14 protein-coding genes are annotated in these 17,416 nt (G+C 41.0%); 4 read left to right on the plus strand and 10 right to left on the minus strand.

Features of this window, described 5'->3' with window-relative positions:
- The first annotated feature begins 71 nt into the window (after positions 1-71).
- Positions 72-272 carry a P1 family peptidase gene (locus tag PZB74_RS16505; protein WP_302242814.1) on the plus strand — a complete coding sequence of 67 codons (201 nt, stop codon included), beginning with the start codon at positions 72-74 and terminating at the stop codon, positions 270-272.
- Between the two features lie 111 nt (positions 273-383).
- Entirely contained in the window at positions 384-863 is a 480-nt protein-coding gene (locus tag PZB74_RS16510) for a DUF3887 domain-containing protein (protein ID WP_302238091.1), read from the plus strand.
- A 10-nt stretch (positions 864-873) separates the two neighbouring features.
- Here PZB74_RS16510 and PZB74_RS16515 read toward each other — a convergent pair whose 3' ends face one another.
- Together PZB74_RS16515 and PZB74_RS16520 are read right to left on the minus strand one after the other, a co-directional pair.
- Positions 874-3,357, minus strand: a complete 2,484-nt coding sequence (locus PZB74_RS16515; protein WP_302238092.1) for a ligase-associated DNA damage response DEXH box helicase — start codon at positions 3,355-3,357, stop codon at positions 874-876.
- A gap of 84 nt (positions 3,358-3,441) precedes the next feature.
- Positions 3,442-5,421, minus strand: coding sequence for an AMP-binding protein (locus PZB74_RS16520; protein WP_302238093.1), 1,980 nt, complete (start codon positions 5,419-5,421; stop codon positions 3,442-3,444).
- A gap of 177 nt (positions 5,422-5,598) precedes the next feature.
- Here PZB74_RS16520 and PZB74_RS16525 point away from each other — a divergent pair, with 177 nt between their 5' ends.
- On the plus strand, positions 5,599-6,264 hold the full coding sequence (locus PZB74_RS16525) for an SGNH/GDSL hydrolase family protein (RefSeq protein WP_302238094.1): 666 nt from the start codon (positions 5,599-5,601) through the stop codon (positions 6,262-6,264).
- Positions 6,265-6,444: 180 nt separating this feature from the next.
- Entirely contained in the window at positions 6,445-6,849 is a 405-nt protein-coding gene (locus PZB74_RS16530; protein WP_302238096.1) for a response regulator, read from the plus strand.
- Positions 6,850-6,854: 5 nt separating this feature from the next.
- Here the strand turns inward: PZB74_RS16530 and PZB74_RS16535 are convergent, their stop codons facing one another.
- The 8 genes from PZB74_RS16535 to PZB74_RS16570 all read right to left on the minus strand — a co-directional run bounded on the left by PZB74_RS16535 (position 6,855) and on the right by PZB74_RS16570 (position 17,285).
- Positions 6,855-8,789, minus strand: a complete 1,935-nt coding sequence (locus PZB74_RS16535) for an OmpA family protein (RefSeq protein WP_302238099.1) — start codon at positions 8,787-8,789, stop codon at positions 6,855-6,857.
- 139 nt (positions 8,790-8,928) lie between these two features.
- On the minus strand, positions 8,929-10,230 hold the full coding sequence (locus tag PZB74_RS16540) for a BNR-4 repeat-containing protein (protein ID WP_302238102.1): 1,302 nt from the start codon (positions 10,228-10,230) through the stop codon (positions 8,929-8,931).
- Between the two features lie 107 nt (positions 10,231-10,337).
- Positions 10,338-10,934, minus strand: coding sequence for a YkgJ family cysteine cluster protein (locus PZB74_RS16545; protein ID WP_302238103.1), 597 nt, complete (start codon positions 10,932-10,934; stop codon positions 10,338-10,340).
- A gap of 89 nt (positions 10,935-11,023) precedes the next feature.
- Complete coding sequence (locus PZB74_RS16550; RefSeq protein ID WP_302238105.1) at positions 11,024-13,756, minus strand: type ISP restriction/modification enzyme; 2,733 nt, start codon at positions 13,754-13,756, stop codon at positions 11,024-11,026.
- Between the two features lie 96 nt (positions 13,757-13,852).
- Entirely contained in the window at positions 13,853-14,251 is a 399-nt protein-coding gene (locus PZB74_RS16555) for a YtxH domain-containing protein (RefSeq protein ID WP_302238108.1), read from the minus strand.
- Positions 14,252-14,365: 114 nt separating this feature from the next.
- Positions 14,366-15,028, minus strand: a complete 663-nt coding sequence (locus PZB74_RS16560; RefSeq protein WP_302238109.1) for an SDR family NAD(P)-dependent oxidoreductase — start codon at positions 15,026-15,028, stop codon at positions 14,366-14,368.
- Positions 15,029-15,102: 74 nt separating this feature from the next.
- Positions 15,103-15,939 carry an alpha/beta hydrolase gene (locus PZB74_RS16565; RefSeq protein ID WP_302238112.1) on the minus strand — a complete coding sequence of 279 codons (837 nt, stop codon included), beginning with the start codon at positions 15,937-15,939 and terminating at the stop codon, positions 15,103-15,105.
- Positions 15,936-17,285 carry a Gfo/Idh/MocA family protein gene (locus PZB74_RS16570; protein ID WP_436837110.1) on the minus strand — a complete coding sequence of 450 codons (1,350 nt, stop codon included), beginning with the start codon at positions 17,283-17,285 and terminating at the stop codon, positions 15,936-15,938. Before PZB74_RS16570 ends, PZB74_RS16565 begins: the two co-directional genes overlap by 4 nt.
- Between the last annotated feature and the right edge of the window lie 131 nt (positions 17,286-17,416).

Below are 17,416 nucleotides of genomic sequence, written 5' to 3' on the forward strand. Positions count from 1 at the left end.
AGCCTGTTCAGCCGATGAGTTCTCCTCCTTTTCTCTAAAGTTAAGAATAGGATTATTCTATCTAAATAAATATAAAGGTACAGCTTAAAAGTCTACCAAATGATCAGTTGAACTGGTTTTTCCAGAGTACTGTAGAGGCTGTAGAAGAGGCAATTATTAATGCTATGCTTGCGGCAGAAGATATGGAAGGTATTAATGGTAATACTGCCTATGCATTGCCTCATAATTTGTTAACTCAAGTGTTAAAAAAATATAATAGAATTAACGAATAAGAGGCTCAGTGTCACTAAATTCAGCATATCCAATACTTCGGAAGAGCAAGGCTCATCTCTTAGCTGGAGTAAAAGATTAATATTTTTGTTTATAATCCTAACCTAATTACCATGCTATTAGCATTTATTTTTTCTAACCTTCAAAAGGTAGTGCTTGCCTTCATTTGTGTGCTTTTGCTTAACCTGAACTTGATGGCTCAGGCGCCGCAATTAGAAAAAGCTAACCCAAATGATATAAGTGACTCCAATAAAGAGCAGGCCCAAAAAATGGCTAACGATATACTATCTGCTATGGCAGATGGAGCGTATTATCAGTTTTCTGAGGATAGCGCTACGCCCCAAATGGTGCAGGCATTTACCGAAGCCACCCAAAAGCAGGCTTATTCGCAAATATCTGCTCAGGTAGGAGGTTATCAGTCAGAGCTGAAGTATCAGGAAGCCTACCATGTGAAACAGGGTGAGATGGAAGGTATCATTTATCGCTTCAAAGGTACTTTTGCAAACTCAGTGCCTGAGGTAAGAGTAGTCATGACCAAGGAGAACAAAATCGCAGGTTTACTGGTAGTGCCCTGGAACGATCAGTTACGCTGAAAGAGCAACATTATTCTCCAAAAACAGCATAAGCCTCTAATTGCTCCTGCATCTTCCTGATTCTGTCTTCAAGTGTCTCAGAACTAATCTTTTCTCTTAGGCGATCTACCATAATTGGGAAAGCAAAAGGAGTAGGGTAGCGAGGATATTCTATAATAATTTTTTGTTGCCTGATAGATTGAAGAACATCAGCAAGCGTAGACTGTTCTACCTGAAGGTAGAGCGCTTCCTGCATTGCCTGTGCAATAAGTAAGTTATTGGGGTCGTATTCAGTAAATACATCATAAATAATTTGAGAGGTAGCTTGCAAATGTTTACCTCCAATAGGTTTACCAGGAAAACCCTGAAAAATTAATCCTGATATAGCGGCAATCTCCCGAAAACGACGCTTGGCCATTTCGGTACTATTTACACTTTCTAATATATCTTCCAGCAGATGCTCTTCAGTAAAGAGGTCTAGCTCAAGAGCTTCTTCCAAAGGAATTTCAGTATCCGACAAAAGTTCAAAACCATAGTCGTTCATGGCAATAGAAAAAGAAATGGGCTGAATCTGACTTATACGCCAGGCAAGCAGTGTAGAAAGGATTTCATGTACTGCTCTTCCAGCAAATGGGTACATATATATATGATAACCTTCTTTTGAAGTTAACTTTTCTATTAGAAAATTCTGGCGGTCAGGCAGGGCAGACCAGCTATCTTGCAAGGAAAGCAGGGGTTGTAAGGCCTTCAATTCTATGTCCTGATAGCTGCCATCCAGAAACTCATCCAGTTTGTAGCGAAGCATATCTGAAAGCTGTGAAGAAAGGGGCATGCGGCCACCAGACCAGGAAGGTATCAAGCCACTGCTACCTTTAGCTTTGCGCACCAACACGGTCAGATCCTTAATACGCTCAAACTTCAGATTTCTACCAGCAAACCAGAAATTGTCGCCTTTTTTAAGGCGGGAGATAAAGCTTTCTTCTATAGTTCCTATAAAACCTCCGCTGGCATATTTTACTTTGAGCACCGGATCGCTCACTATGGTGCCCATAGACATACGGTGACGCATAGCTATTTTTCGGCTTTCTACCAGATACACGTCGTCTACAAGCTGCACCTTGGCAAATTCATCATACTCGCCCAGGCTATCTCCTCCAGTGGTAATAAACTGTAAAGCCCATTGCCACTCTTCCGGAGAAAGGTCACGATAAGCATAGGTCTGCTTTACTTCTTCATACACCTCTTTTTCTTTAAAACCTTCGCCTACGGCCAGGGTAACGAGGTACTGAACCAGCACATCAAAAGATTTTTCCAGAGGGCGACGCGACTCATATATTTTCTGCTTGATAGCCTCTTTAATAGCAGCACCCTCCAGTAGCTCTAGAGAATGAGTAGGTAGAAAATAAACCTGGCTTACTGCGCCTGGCTGATGACCACTACGACCGGCTCTTTGAATAAACCGGGCAATTCCTTTCGGGCTTCCCACCTGTATAACCGTTTCTACCGGACGGAAATCAACACCCAGATCCAGACTGGAAGTACACACCACCAGTTTAAGTATCCCCTGATGTAAAGCCTCTTCAACCCAGGTACGTACGTTGTTATCTAGTGAGCCATGGTGCATCGCCATTTGACCAGCCAGTTCGGGTACTCTGGCTAATAGCTTCTGATACCAGATTTCTGTTTGGGAGCGTGTGTTGGTAAACAATAGGGTAGTGCGGCTCTGCTCTATTATAGGCAATACTTTGTCCAGCATTTTTATACCCAAATGACCTGCCCAGGGGAATTTTTCTATTTCATCAGGTAGAATACTTTCTACCTCTATCTTTTTTTCTATATCTGCTTTGACAATAAGACTGTTTCGTGAATGACGTGGACCTAGAAGAATATCTTTAGCCTGCTCCAGATTACCGATAGTTGCCGATACCCCCCAAATTTTTAACTCTGGCCGTATCACTTTTAAGCGACTGATACCTAGCTCCAACTGTACACCACGTTTAGTTCCCAGTAATTCATGCCACTCATCCACAATCACACACTTTAGTTGTTTAAAAAGTCTGCTATGTTGTTTCTGACTAATGAGCAGATGCAGGCTCTCAGGGGTAGTAATCAGGCATTCAGGCATGTTTTTCATCTGCTTCTGACGCTGACTGCTACTAGTATCACCACTCCGTACTGCGACCTCCCATGGTATTTGTAAAGCCTCGCAGGCTCTCTGCATAGCCAACTGTATGTCTTTAGCCAAAGCTTTTAAGGGAGTGATCCAAAGTACCTGAAGTCCATTTTTTCTATTTTCCTGAAAAGTGTCGGGGTTTTCCCGGATGAACTCCAGCAAGCAGGCTAGCCAGAGCGCATAAGTTTTACCGCTACCAGTAGGAGCATTGAGCAAGCCACTTTCACCTGACAGATATGCTTCCCATACCTCCTGCTGAAAAGCAAATGGCTTCCAGCCCTGTTCATTAAACCATGAAAAAACGGGCGAAAGTGAAGATAAATTATCTGAAGTTGAAGGCATGTTTATTCAAAGCAATAGGCAGTAGAATGGTTTGCCACAAGCAGTACATTTTTTTAATTTCTCTCTTAGTAAATGTAGAGGACACTATTCGTCTTGTTGTTGCATATAGGCTTTGCGCAGGCTTCGCCGCATAAGTTTGTTAGAAGCTGTTCGTGGCAGACTTTGCTCAGGAATAATTTCTTTAATTCTGAAAAGAGGATTGAGTTCCTTAGAAATTAACGCTTGCCATTCTGTTTTTAGGCCAGGCAGGTCTATAACTTCTGACTTAGGAATGAAAAAGATGATAAGTGCTTCGGGGCCTCCACCTTTGGGTGCTACTGCTACCGCCGCGCTTTCGTATACTTGTGGGTGTTGATTAACAATCTTCTCAATCTCTACGGCACTTATTTTTATGCCACCCAGGTTCATACTATCATCCGCACGACCCCTACTTTTATAGAAAGTTGTACCCGCTAAAAGTTGGTCAAATACCTGATAGCTATCACCATGCTTTCTTAGCAATGTTCCATCTGCCGTTTGTGGAGTATCCTCATAATATTCTTTATGATGATCGCGGTTGAGCAAATGTTGCGATAGTCCTATTGCAGGAGGAACAATAAACACTTCTCCATCTTGGGAGTGAGTGATTTGCCCATTTTCTTCATTTCTAAAAAGAAGCTCAGTACCCAGAGTAGGAGTAGTGAAAGTAGCTGGAGAAGCAGCCTGTAGCACTGAACCGCTGATATATCCTCCGCCAATTTCTGTGCCGCCGCAATACTCAATAATGGGCGCTTTAAATTGAGCCAGCCACATCAGATAAAGGTAGTCTTCAACCTGAGAGGGTTCACCAGTAGAGCTAAATAGTCTGATGCTCAACTGCCTATTTTCCATTGTTTTGTTTTTTCTCCAGGCTTTTACTAATGAAGGTATAGTGCCTAGTATGCTGATGTTTGCCTTTTCTGCAAAGTCTGCAAAAGCAGGAGTGGCGGCAGAACCAGTAAACAGAGCTAAAGTTGCCTTATTCATAAGAGCAGCAAAGATAGTCCAGGGCCCCATCATCCAACCCATACCTGTAGTCCAGCTTACCACATCTTTTGGCTGTACATCTTGATGGAAGTGAGCATCAGCCGCACATTTTATAGGTGTAAGCTGAGTCCAGGGAATGGCTTTAGGCTCATTGGTAGTGCCTGATGAGAACAAAATACTGATTAAAGAATCAGGAGTAGCGCTCAGCACATTAAAAGTGTCTGAAGCCAGAAAGTCCTGCCACAAAATATCTTCTTCTCTGGTTTCTGTTTCGTTTTGAGTATTTATGATAATTGCTGTTGGAGCTTGTGCCTCTTTAATCTTTGGATAAACAGGAAGTGCTTTTCCTGCATATGAGTACTCATCATAAGCAATAATCGCTTTGGCTTCACTACTTGCTAACCTCCGTTTAAGTTCGTGGGCAGAAAAGCTATCGGCTATGAGTACTGCCACCATACCGGCTTGTATGATTCCGAGATAGGCATAAACAGCTTCGGGGCAAAGCGGTAGGTAGAGGGCTATTCTATCCCCTGGCCTAAACCCAAGTTTCGTTAACCCATTGGATACCTGATTGCATTTTGTCTGTAATTCTTGGTAGCTAATTTTCTCCAACTTTTGATTTTCATCCGAGCAGATAATAGCGGTCTTTTCAGGTGAAGCCTTCAAGCAGCTACGTGCTATATTTAATTTGGCCTGAGGTAGCCAGTCTGGGTTTTCCAGGTCTTGCACCGGAGTCTCAATAATCTGTTGGTAAGGCTGATCAAACTCAACGTTAAGAGCTTTAATAGCTTCATTCCAGTAGTCTTCACGATTTTCTATAGACCACCGATATAACTCCTGGTAGTTTTTTAGATTTAATTTATGAGCTAGCGCACTTAGGTTGGCATGGGTAATTGTATCTTCATCTGGTAGCCAGGCAATGCCAAAAGGGTAACTAGAGAATATCTTATCATACTCTTTCTTAAGTTCGTCAAATGCTAAGCCTGTTAGCTGCTGCTTACAGAATGACTGCCATGTCTGGGCGTCATTTAGGAGGTTGTTTTCTTTTGGGTTATGCATATGCTGAGATTAAAAAGTTCTCCTGAATAAACCTAAAGCATGTAAATAATGCAAGTGAGTAACTGTATAGCAATAAAAAAGAGTATCCCTAATATTAGGTTTGTCTGAGCAGCTAATTATATTTAGCTTCAAAAGAAACGCGAAAAACTACCTGTCAACATACTAACCTTAAGACTTATGCGTCTACTTCTCCGATTTTCCTTATTTGCCCTAATACTTATAAGTGTTATGTCATTTAGCGAAAAAAAAAGAAAGAAAGTAATATTTTTTGGTGACTCTATTACTCAAGCCGGTGCTGAAAAGCCTGAAGGATATATCAATATTCTGAAACAAAAAGTAGATACTACTGCTTATCAGTTAATTGGTAAAGGTATCAGTGGCAATAAAGTAACTGATCTGGAAAAACGTGTAAAGAAAGACGTACTAAAGTTAAACCCGGATGTTGTCTTCATTTACATTGGAATTAATGATGTATGGCATTTTTACGAACCTGAGGGTGCTGTAGGTACAAAAATAGAGCGATACGAAAGTGGGCTGAGAAAGCTTACCAATGAGTTGAACGCACAAAATATACGCACGATTTTATGTACACCTACTGTTATTGGTGAAGAGCCTTCATTTGATGGAGAGATTAACCACGAGCTAGAAAAATATGCTGAAATCGTTCGTAAAGTTGCAAAAGAGACGGACTCAGAACTATGCGATTTACGCACAGCTTTTAAAGACTATATAAAACAGAACAACCCTAGCGCTGCAAACAGTGGAATTCTCACTACTGACCGGGTACACCTTAACGATAAGGGAGATAAGTTTGTGGCTGAGCTGTTTAGCAAGTATTTATGATTAGTTAGAAATGACAATTTTGTAAGTAACAATTACGCAAATATTAAGAAATGTGTAATCAGATGTGTTGAGATCTTTAACAATTTTATAAATTGTTGTTTTTAAAATATACAGGCTAAGTACTGTGTTCTTTGGACTAAACAAAACCAGACTTCATAATTTTGTGAACTCAAACTTTTTATGATGAAATTTAACAAAGTGCTGTTGGTGGATGATGATGAAATCTCAAATTTTATCAATACACAGGTTTTGATGGACATAAATCTGGCAGATGATATCATGGTTGCCATGAATGGGCAGGAAGCACTAGAGTTGTTGCGAGAGAGTTATGAAACTGACGATACATTTGGTCGGCCAGAATTGATATTCCTGGATCTTAACATGCCTATAATGGATGGCTTCAGTTTCTTGCAGGCATGTGAGTTCTGCAAAAATGGAAACATCAAAGTTGTGGTATTGTCCTCTTCTACCAATAGTAAAGATATGGAAGCAGCTCAGAGGTTTCCTCAGGTAAAGTATTATTTGAACAAACCTCTGACTGCCGATAAAGTGGAACAGGCCTTAGCTGCATTTAGCAGCAATTAAGCTGCTTACTTTGTATCCAGTATTTTAATAATCTCAATCTCGGTACGACGGTTGAGTGCTCTGCCTCCTTCTTCGTAATCGTTGGAAGCAACTGGCTTACTTTCTCCAAAACCTTTAGCGGTAATTCTATCCTGCGACAGACCAAAATTGAGGAGATAGTCAGCTACTGCTCTTGCTCTTTCTTCCGATAGGTGTTGATTATAAGCGGCATCTCCTACATTATCGGTATGTCCGTTAATCTGAATTACAATATTCGGCTGAGCCTTAAGAAGGGTATAAATTTGATTAAGCTCCACTAAAGATTCTTTACGAATGTTTGATTTGTTGGTGTCAAAGAAAATATTCTTTAGTACCCCAATAGTACCTACTTTACTTTCCTGTAAGCTGATATCCAGGCGGTTTTGTTGGTTTGGCTTCAGTGAAGAAGACTTCAGGTTTTGTGAGTAGAAGAGGTAGCCATCACTTTCTACTGTAAGCCCGAGATTTTTACCTTCAGGTATGGCTATTTTAAATGAACCGGTTTCCGGGTTAGAAATGGTACGAGTAACTACAATATTTTTCTCGTTATCGGATAGAATTATTTCAGCTTCCAGAAACTCACCGGTTTCAATGTTTTTGATGGTACCTACCAGATAAGTCTCCTTGTCTTTTTTGCGAGCCAATGTCATCAGGGGAGCATCTCTTTTCTCCTGTATAAAATCTCGTTTATCCATCAGGATAGCATAAATATCATTACCACCAAGTCCATCTTCACGAGCTGTTGCGTAATAGCCGTACTCATTGTTTTTGGCAATTACGAAATAATTATCATCCTGAGCGGTATTAATAGGATAAGCCAGGTTTACTGGTGTTGTCCATTTCTCACGTAGGTATTTGCTTTTAAAAATATCAAAGCCTCCCATACCCAGGTGGCCGGTTGAACTAAAGTACAAAGTTTCTCCATCGGCATGAATAAATGGAGCATCTTCATCACCGGCAGTATTAATTTTAGGCCCCAGATTTATAGGCTTACCCCAGCGGTTAAAATCGTCCAGGGTTGAAACATAAATGTCAAATCCACCATACCCGCCAGGGCGGTTACTAGAAAAATAGAGTTTGTTACCTTCACCATTCATAGAAATGGACAATTCACGATAGGGTGAGTTAACACCGCCCACCGGCTTGGGCTCTCCCCACTTTTCGCCATCAAATGTGGATACGTAGAAATCACCATCGCCTTCATCCATGTAGATAAAGAGCTGGGTTCCATCAGGTGAGATTGCCGCTCCACACTCATGGTAATTGGTGTTTACGGCTCCCTTAATTTTTTCAGGTGCTTTCCAGCTATTGTTTTCTCTGTGAGAAATATAGATGTCCTCATAATAGTTATTGTCGTAGGCCATCTCATTTCCGGTAGAACCTTCACGACGAGAGGTAAAAATTAAAGAATTACCATCCGCTGTTACCAAAGGGGCATAGTCCTGATTGTCGGAGTTGACAGTTTTGAGGTTAGTGATTTTAACATTTTTGGGATTATTTATATACTCAATACCTATTGCACACTGCATAATGTGTTGGTCAGCGGCAAAGGTATTATCGGTCATTTCCCGGTAAGTACTAAAGTGGTCCAGCGCTTCCATAAATTTATGGTTGAACTGATAAGCCAGGGCCAGATTGTAGATCATCTCGTCCTTAGGTTTTTCAGTATTTTCGTACACTTTAATCATGTACGGAAGCGCACGGTCTTTATATTTACTTTTAAGGTAAGCCTGCCCGATTCGGTAAGCTAGATTCAGATCATTGGGTTCTTCTTTTTCCGCTTCCAGATAGGTATTCACAGCCTCTGTATAAAAACCATCCCGATAGTATTTATCAGCGGTCTTCATTAGTTTTTTGAAAGACTGTGCCTCAGCAGAAAAAGAAAGTAATACAAGGCAAATACAGCTAATAATTTGTCTCATAGTGAAAACGCACTTTGAATGATTAATGCGCAATTACTAAGAGTAGAGACAAAATAAAAACTTAGAAATTAGCTCAGCATATTGATGTATAAAAATTCATAAATATGCAGCGTTTGCACTCATATGTCTGTCTGTACAGCTATTTTTTCTGAGTGTGCCACATTTTTAGCTGAGATTTGTAGTCTGTATAATGTATGTATCTCTCATTGGTAAGGAAGAGCATTTGTAAAGGGTTGCCACTACCTGCATTATGCACCGCATAAGGGCGTATATTGTCTAGTGTAGAGTTTTGTGTAATTGCTATGCTTTTCCATTTTCCTGACTTTTTTCTTTGCCATTGTTCAATCTCAAATACACCTTTCTTCTGGCGCGAGAGATAAACGGTAGTAGGATCTTCATGGTCTAGCACCACACCGCCTGAATAATTTTGCTCTCTTTCTACAGAACCTGCCGGCGTCTGTGGGAACCAGCTTCCAGCAAAAGTAAGTTCTTCGCGCTGCCACTGCTTACCATCCCAGTGAGTGTAATGGTAATAATGCGTAGAGTCTTCCGGAAATACAGCATAGGTTAAGACGGGTTTTCCTTCTTTGTCTGCGGCAATATCCCATATCCATGCTTTGTTTGAAGTTTGCCCATTATGTACCTGTTCGGCCTGTTGAGGAGAAAAGGGGAGCTCATCCATGCTTGCAATTTTATTGCCTCCGGCAGTAAAAAAACTACCATTCTGATAATAGGTGTAATATATGCTATTGTCAGTTTCTCGTCGTGGGTGACCATCTGTAAAGGCAATGTGTAGCTTTTCTCCATCACTGAAGGCTTTAACATATGGCCGACGGTCTCGGTATATTCTTTCAGGTAAAACCATTATTTTACCTTTAGACCAGCTTTTGCCACCATCTTTAGAGATGGAATAATTGGGTTTGAAATCCATGCCTCTCCAAAGCAAAAACAGTTCATCTTTTACCTTCCATATATTTACATACGTATAGGTTTTAGAAAATTCCGAATAGGTAGCGGTATCATTCAGCGCCAGTTCACGTCTTTCTTCCCAGGCATCAATTTGTTCAGGATATTTAGATGTTAGTAGATATATAGGTGTTTCTCTGGAATGCTTTGCATAAAAAACCATTAATTTGCCCTCTTCTGTGATATGGATAGCTGGATTATCATGGTCATCCACTTCTAACTTGTTATGCAACACATATGACTCCTGCTCACCGGTCTGATGATCATAATAACCAATCATAATACTACCCGAAGAATCTACCCAGCCAATATAGGTTCGCTGGTGTTTTCCTTCGTAATACACAGCTCTGGGGTCTGAGAACCAGCACCAGGCACCATCATCTGCAAAAGTAGCTACTTTGCCCTGGGCAAATATTTTAGTGCATAATAAAAGAGACAAAAACAGTAGAGGAGTAAATAGTTTAAGGCTTTTCATAAAGTTGTGTTAGCAGAAAAAAAAGTCTGATCCAAAATAATCAAGATTAGCCACATAGCGAAACCTTGATACATTTAGATCAGACTTAGTTAAAGAATTGAGTTAATTTATGATGCTTTCAGAGGGGATCTGTAGCTGTAATACGCCAGTACTTCTTCTAATGCTAATCTTATGGCAGTATTAATTGGATAAAACTTCTCAGTAAGTCGGTAATCAATATTGCAAAGGCGAAAGTAGTAGTTTCGCATTACTGGTGCAGGCCGGCCTTCTTTAATCCATGCTTCGGCCCTCTGAAGTTCAGGCACACGTTCAGTTTTAATAACATTGCAGGTGGAAAGTCTTTTGCTTCCATATTTATCAAAGGCAAGCGAAAAGCCAAAGAGCCTGCATATCATTCCCCTGTAGTTGTACTGTGTGCATTTACCCTGCTGCTTATCGGTACCTAATGCCAAAAGCACCGCGCAAACCTGGCTGGAGTCAAATGTTTTTAACTTTTCTAGAAACTTCTCTGCTTCCCCTTGGGTATGCAGGTGCAAAGCTAAGGGCAAAAATTCCAGAATAGTGGCATCTATATCTGGTTTAAAACAGCACTTACCGCATCCACTAACGCAATGCAGGTTAGTGCCTTGTGTAAAGAGTTGCATCTCCCGACTTAACTCCTCATACAACTTTTCTACTGCTTTTACTTTTTTCTTGATGGACATATTTTGTTTGAAAATTAAAGTAAATACTTCAATTTTTAGAAAAGAGTTGCAGTATGAAATTAAAAAAAAAATTGGGATGAAAACTACCCCTAACTATCCCTTTGTGGTACTTCTACTTTTGTCAGTTTACTAGCCATCAGACATAGTTTTTTTAGCTGAATGGCTAGGTTTTGAGTATCGCTCAGAGCATCTGTTTTAAACTTGTCCCTTACTAATTTATGTTTAGGCTTGTACTGTTTTAGATAGTCCAGATAAGGCACAAAAATGTATGCTTTCAGGTATTGATATTGCCAGCTCTCTACCGGAATATTGCTCAAGGTAAGTTGTTGCGCTTTTTCTTTCAGGATGATCACACTCCTCTCTTCATCATAGTCGTACTGAAGAGTTCTGCTCAACGGTTTTTCAAACTTCTCAGTTTTAGATTGTATCTGAGCTAAGGGGTTTTGAGAGTCAGTAGAGATATTCTGTACGTCAAAAAAAGCTTTACCCAGCGCGACCCATTTTCTGAAGCCTGGGAGTAGAGGAATACGTGGCCACTCGCGCTGCAAAAACACACCATATTTTTTTTGATAGGCTGAATCCTGCAATTGAGCAAAACTGTAGTAAAAAATATTTTCTTTACTGACGGCTTCTGCATCTTTTAGGGCTTCATCAAACTTGAAAGTGATAGCAGAAAGTTGCTCATTTAGCTCCTGAGCATATGCGCGTACCCTTTGGTAAATCCCTTTGCGTTCTACAGCACCTCGCTCCAAATGTTGTACTTTGCTACTAAGCTCTGCTATTTTTTCACGTGCCGGATTGAGTAAACTTATATCTGTACTATAATGCTGGGCATTCTGAAGCAACTGATGTATCTGATCCGGGTATTTGCGAATTAGCGGTAGGTCACGGCTAACTGAAGCTATGCTTTCCAGCGTTTGAGTAATAGCAAGAGGAGGAAAGGCTTCTGCTTTGGTCTGGGGTTGATGAATAAGCTGTTCATAATATTCAGAGAATACCTTAAGAGCTGCATCACTGATATTGTACTCTTGGTCTGCTGAATAGATTGGAAAACCAACTCTATTGTTTTGGGCAAGCCAGGGAGATACTGTAGCAAAAGACTGAAGTGGCTGTGTCTCATAGACAATGGTAGCTACTTCAGACATAAACTTATTCATGAGTAGTTCCTCATGATAAATATATAAATACACAAAAGGCGCTACTTGTATCGCTTTAATCTTCTGGCTATCAAATTTTAATCTCATACCGCCCTTAGCCATACTGTGAAGGCTTTCTGGCCATTTTATTTCATCTGGAAGATCTCCGTTGGCATTTAAAGCCTTGCTATATTGCTTAATCAGGTATCTTACTTTTTTCTCCAGTATTTTTGCCGATGGAGCTACGAGCCAGGAGCCTAAATGTGGGTTTGTGCCCTCGCTACTGTTTATGAATATAGCATCCTCAGAACCGTATAGCGGAAGGTGTTCAAAAAAATCTGTATCAGGTAAGCTGATCCAGTAGTTTTGACTGATAAAATCAATCTCTTTCCATTTTAAGTCATCAGCATCTTCTATTCCTTTTTGTAAAAGCTTTTGCAAAGGAATGGTACAATGTCTTATCTCGTAGTTTCTTTTAACAGAAGCAGATTTTTTTACAAGGTAAAGCACGCAAAGTCCTTTTTGATCATCAGGAAGCTCCAGTATGTATACCTCCTGAAAGTGTTGGTAGACATAAGTTCTAAAATACAGGTCTTTATCAGATTCCAACACCTCATCTGGAAGTACACAAAGCAGAATAGCTGATTCTTTTAGTTTTTCAATCGCCCAAAACACAAGTCTGTCTCTTTCCTGAATACTTGTCTGTTCAATTCCTGATTTTTGAACGTCCTCTAAAATTTTATTGTCTAATGCATCTGCACCTCGTTGTGCATAACGATAGGGGTGAGGCTGTTTTCTAAGGTCTAGAGCGATTAGGGGGTAGCTAGTATTCTGAATCTGACGAGCTTCACTCGCAGAATTTTGAGGAGCAAAAAGACTGGTTTGTTGGCCATGATACTGCTCTCTAACTAAATCCTCCCAATCAATTAGATGCTCACCCTGAGGTGCTAGCAAGTTTAGTCCTATCCACATCAGGTCTATCTGCACCTGGTTAAGCTTGTTGGTGGGAGAAGAGTCTAATAGAGCAGATTCACTAAGTTGTGCAAAAGCAGTTGTCCAGTTGCTTTCTTCAAAATTGATAAGTAGTAACTTTGCCTCTTCATCGTGTATACTTAGCCCTATGCGTCTTTTAGACAAATACTGTAGATAATCTAACAGCGACCTGGATGCTAGTTCTGAAAATGATGGTTGATATGCTCGGTATTCACTAACAAAATGCAGGTACTGCCATACTTTTAGTTGGGCATCTGCTTTCAGCTGGCTTTCTATTAGGTGCTTAATTCCGGATAATTCTTCCAACTTGCTTTTTACAGCTTTATCCTTAACAAAAGCATCAGTCAGTTTAGTGAAAAATGGAAAGCGCTGACTGAAGATTTTCCATTGCTTTTCTGAGAGTATGGTCTGTAGAAAGAGTACAGTAGCAGTAATCTTAAGCAGGTCGTTTTCCCGCAGGCGATCGCTAAGTCTGATTACAAGGTTTTGCTTTAGATCGTTTAGAACTATTCGTAATTTTTTGTTCTGACTGCAAACTTCCTTTAATTCTCTGTTAAGCTGCTTAAATGATTTTTGATAAGCCTCCTGCCATATGCTAAGGTGCTGCTCTACAAAGCTGAGAGCTGGCTGGTCTGCATCACAAACCAAAGGCAGGTAGTTGAGAAAGGTTTGGCTCTTTTGATCTAAAAGCATATTGTTTTTTGGAGGACAAAGTTCGTGTCCGCAATATACAAGACATAAAAAAGTCCGACCCGTTTTGGACCGAACTCTTTGTGTTAAACGCTAAAGTTATGAGTGAGTACTGCCATTAATACCTAGCTTTTCTTCGGCATTGCGTCGGGCCTCTTCCATTTCACTTTCCAAATCTATATGACCATTCTCAGTCAAAAAAAAACTGCTGATACGATCTCTTAACCTCTCACCAGACTCTGGTGCCAGTAAGATAGCGGTAATAGAGCCAGCCACGAGACCTCCGATAAAACCAGCTATCATAGCACCGGAGTCATCAGATTTTTTTGGAGGAGTTTTGGTAAGCAGGTGCTGTTGCTCAAGAAGTTTCTCTTTTAGCATTTTGTTCATAGCCAGGGCGGAGCCAGTAACAAAGCTTATAGTTTTAAGGGCTTCTAAAGAAGGAAATCTTTTTTTCTTCTTTTTGCCAAATGAAAAAGATCCATTTCCGAATTTCATAGGTAAAAAAGTTAATGTGTAAAGTTATTTCTCTAGCCTAATTTACAAGGATTAGGGTGATATTCAAACGATATTAAAGAGCTGTAGTTTTTTAAAATCAGATAAAAGATAAGTTTAGTAGCTAATTTCTACCTCCTGATTTCCCTTATTCTGCTGATAAAGGGTCCAGTATTGCTCAGCAATAGCATCAGGGTTATATCTGTCGTCGCTAAGTTGTACAAAGCCATTGACCGTGACAGTAGCTACATGAATGTTGTTGGGTTGTAGTAATTGGTGCAGGCTTTGCGCAAGGTTGCGAAGTGCTGCTTTGCCTAAGCCAAGAGAGCCATATTGAGGATTTGGCTCCGTAGCTAAGCCCCCTCCGGTAAAAAAGATTTTGCCGCCTCCTTTTTGTTTCATAAGCGGAACTACCGCCTGGCTGGCATTAAGAGCGCCTATTGTATTTACTTTAAAGTCATCTATCAACTGATGATCGCTGGCATTCAGCAGGTTAATTTGGCTTACTGCTGCTGCGTTATAAATGAGTACATCGGTAGGACCGAGCGACTCATGAATGTAGTTAATACTTTTGGTGAGTTCTTCTTTCTGAGAGGCATCAGCCAGATAATAATAAGCTTCTATACCATCACGATGTAGCTTCTTTTGTATTCGGTCCAGCTTATCATTGCTACGAGATACCATAGCTATGGTAAAATCTTCCTGACCAAAGCGGCGGGCGATTGCCATGCTTATGCCATCGCCCATGCCAATGATTGTAAGTATCTTGCTTTCAGACATTTTTAGCGTTCCTTTTGGTCAAGTAACTCATTTTTGTCAAACAGGTTTAAATCCTGAGGGATAATATCTGAAGGTTAAGAGTCTTGCCGCTTACTTTTAAAGAAATTGCTAAAAAATAGAAACTGGTACTGTACGGCATTATCCCAGTACGTCCAGTTGTGGCTACCCGGGCGCTCTATATAGTCGTGAGGAATATCTGCCTCCAGTAATTTTCGGTGAAGTTTGCGGTTAATCTCAAAGAAGAAATCATCTGTGCCACAGTCTACAATAATTTTTAACTGTTCGGGATCAATCTTTTCTACCATATTAACGACTGAAAGAGAATCCCAAAGGGTAGGGTTACTGGCATAAGAGCCAAGTTTTTCGGGAAGTTCCCAGCCCTGTATATTATAGGTAAGGTCTACACCACCACTCATACTTCCTGCTGCGCCAAAAGTATCCTGATGCCGTATTCCTAGAAAAAGCCCGCCGTGTCCTCCCATACTCAGGCCTGTTATGGCTCGTGAATTAGCTTTGGCTATAGTACGATAGTTTGTATCTACATACTTAACCACTTCTTCGGCAATGTGAGTTTCGTACTGGCTGTTCGGATCTTTAGGACTATCCAGGTACCAGCTATTGTAGCCTCCATCAGGCAGCACTACAATTACTTGATGCTGATTGGCCAGGGCAGGTATGCTCGTGGCTTTGGTTACCCAGCCCGAGTAGCTATCGCTATAGCCATGGAGTAGGTAAATGACCGGAAACGATTGCTCCGAGTTTTGGTAAGTGTCCGGTGTAACAACTATTGCCGGAATTTCTTTTTGCATAGCATCACTATACACTGCCACGGTATCAATACGGGCAGCATAGGCTACGCTCAGGTGTAACAAAAAAAAGCTGGCTAAGAGCCAGCTTCGTAATTTGATCATAATCGGTTAGCTCTTGGTTTTAGATCCGTTAAGGTACCAATTTTTACGGGTTCTCCACTCTCTACACTGTTACGAGCAGCTACCCCCAGCAATACCGACATAGCGCCATCCCTAGTGCCCGCAGACTGGCGGTATGGGTCGGCCATTTCAGGATTTTTGAAAATCTTATCCTTTAGGCGAGTGTCTCCACCTCCGTGTCCGCCACCAGCATGAGGAATTTTGATCAGCTCGGTTTTGCCAAAATTTTTGGTGAGCCTAAGTTCGTCATAATCTTGCATTTCCCAAGGCTGACTTTCCTGAATCCAGGCTTCCAGGCGTCCGCCGGTACCATTAAAGGCAATACGGTAGCCCTCGTAAGGAGAGTACGTAGTGAGTGAGTAGCTTACCTGCACATCGTTGGCATAACGGATAGAGGCTGCCATTTTATCGTAGATGTTCACATCTTTTCTCCACAAGCAGGCATCTCTGATGTAACCATCGTATTCTTCGTTGGCTACATAAAGATTCATGTAGTGTTCGTTTTTGGTGATGTCCCAATAGAAGTTACACTTATTCTTGTGCTCACAGCCTCTACACTTGTCGGAACGGAACTCATTGTTCATGCCATAGTGCTCCAGCTTACCATAGGCAAATACTTCTTCTGGCTCGGACTCCAGCCACCAGTTAAGCAGGTCAAAATGGTGGGTAGATTTATGAACGAAGAGGGTTCCACTGTGCTCACGTTCACCATGCCAGCGTCTGAAGTAAGAAGCACCGTGGTCGGTATTGAGGTACCAGTGAAAATCTACAGAGGTAATATCTCCAATAGCTCCCTCTCTCAACAGTTCGTATATTCTCTGGCGGTGGGGAGAGTAGCGGTAGTTAAAAGTTACTATCACGCTTTTACCGGTACTTCTTTCAGCGTCCAAAATAGCCTGTACTTTACGCTCATCGGTAGTCATAGGTTTTTCGGTGATAATATCCGCACCCATTTCCATACCTTTAATAATAAAGTCGTGGTGGGTAGCATCAACCGTAGTTACGATGAGTGTATCTGGCTTTTGCTCCTGCATCATTTGCTCAAAATTGATGTAGGTCTTACAGTCTACACCTATATATTTTTTTCCGTAAGCAAGACGTCCAGGGTTGGTGTCGCATAGACCCACAAACTCTACATTATCTTTATAGGCCTCGGCCACGCTTTTTCCCCACATACTGATACCGCGAACACCGGTTCCTACCAAAGCAATCTTCTTTTTAGCTTTAGGTGCTCTTGCAAAAGCAGAAAGGGACGGAGCCATGAGAGTGCCTGCCATGGCAGTGCCGGTTGTTGCTAAAAAATCTCTACGGTTTGTTTTCTTGTCCATACTTAGGTTGTCATTAACAGTTAAAATATTTACTAAAGTTTAAGGACTGCTTATTGCCTCGTATGCTTATTACTGCAGAATAACAGCTGCTTAGCCTTAGCAAATCGTCCGTGTGATTATTGAGTGTATAT

Source organism: Porifericola rhodea (assembly GCF_030506305.1).
In the GTDB taxonomy this organism is placed as follows: Bacteria; Bacteroidota; Bacteroidia; order Cytophagales; family Cyclobacteriaceae; genus Catalinimonas; species Catalinimonas rhodea.

Coding starts and splice junctions, on each gene's coding strand:
- PZB74_RS16530 (WP_302238096.1), top strand. CDS start 6,445: ATGATGAAATTTAACAAAGTGCTGTTGGTGGATGATGATGAAATCTCA.
- PZB74_RS16515 (WP_302238092.1), bottom strand. CDS start 3,357: ATGCCTTCAACTTCAGATAATTTATCTTCACTTTCGCCCGTTTTTTCA.
- PZB74_RS16545 (WP_302238103.1), bottom strand. CDS start 10,934: ATGTCCATCAAGAAAAAAGTAAAAGCAGTAGAAAAGTTGTATGAGGAG.
- PZB74_RS16565 (WP_302238112.1), bottom strand. CDS start 15,939: ATGATCAAATTACGAAGCTGGCTCTTAGCCAGCTTTTTTTTGTTACAC.
- PZB74_RS16510 (WP_302238091.1), top strand. CDS start 384: ATGCTATTAGCATTTATTTTTTCTAACCTTCAAAAGGTAGTGCTTGCC.
- PZB74_RS16525 (WP_302238094.1), top strand. CDS start 5,599: ATGCGTCTACTTCTCCGATTTTCCTTATTTGCCCTAATACTTATAAGT.
- PZB74_RS16555 (WP_302238108.1), bottom strand. CDS start 14,251: ATGAAATTCGGAAATGGATCTTTTTCATTTGGCAAAAAGAAGAAAAAA.
- PZB74_RS16550 (WP_302238105.1), bottom strand. CDS start 13,756: ATGCTTTTAGATCAAAAGAGCCAAACCTTTCTCAACTACCTGCCTTTG.
- PZB74_RS16540 (WP_302238102.1), bottom strand. CDS start 10,230: ATGAAAAGCCTTAAACTATTTACTCCTCTACTGTTTTTGTCTCTTTTA.
- PZB74_RS16535 (WP_302238099.1), bottom strand. CDS start 8,789: ATGAGACAAATTATTAGCTGTATTTGCCTTGTATTACTTTCTTTTTCT.
- PZB74_RS16560 (WP_302238109.1), bottom strand. CDS start 15,028: ATGTCTGAAAGCAAGATACTTACAATCATTGGCATGGGCGATGGCATA.
- PZB74_RS16570 (WP_436837110.1), bottom strand. CDS start 17,285: ATGGACAAGAAAACAAACCGTAGAGATTTTTTAGCAACAACCGGCACT.
- PZB74_RS16520 (WP_302238093.1), bottom strand. CDS start 5,421: ATGCATAACCCAAAAGAAAACAACCTCCTAAATGACGCCCAGACATGG.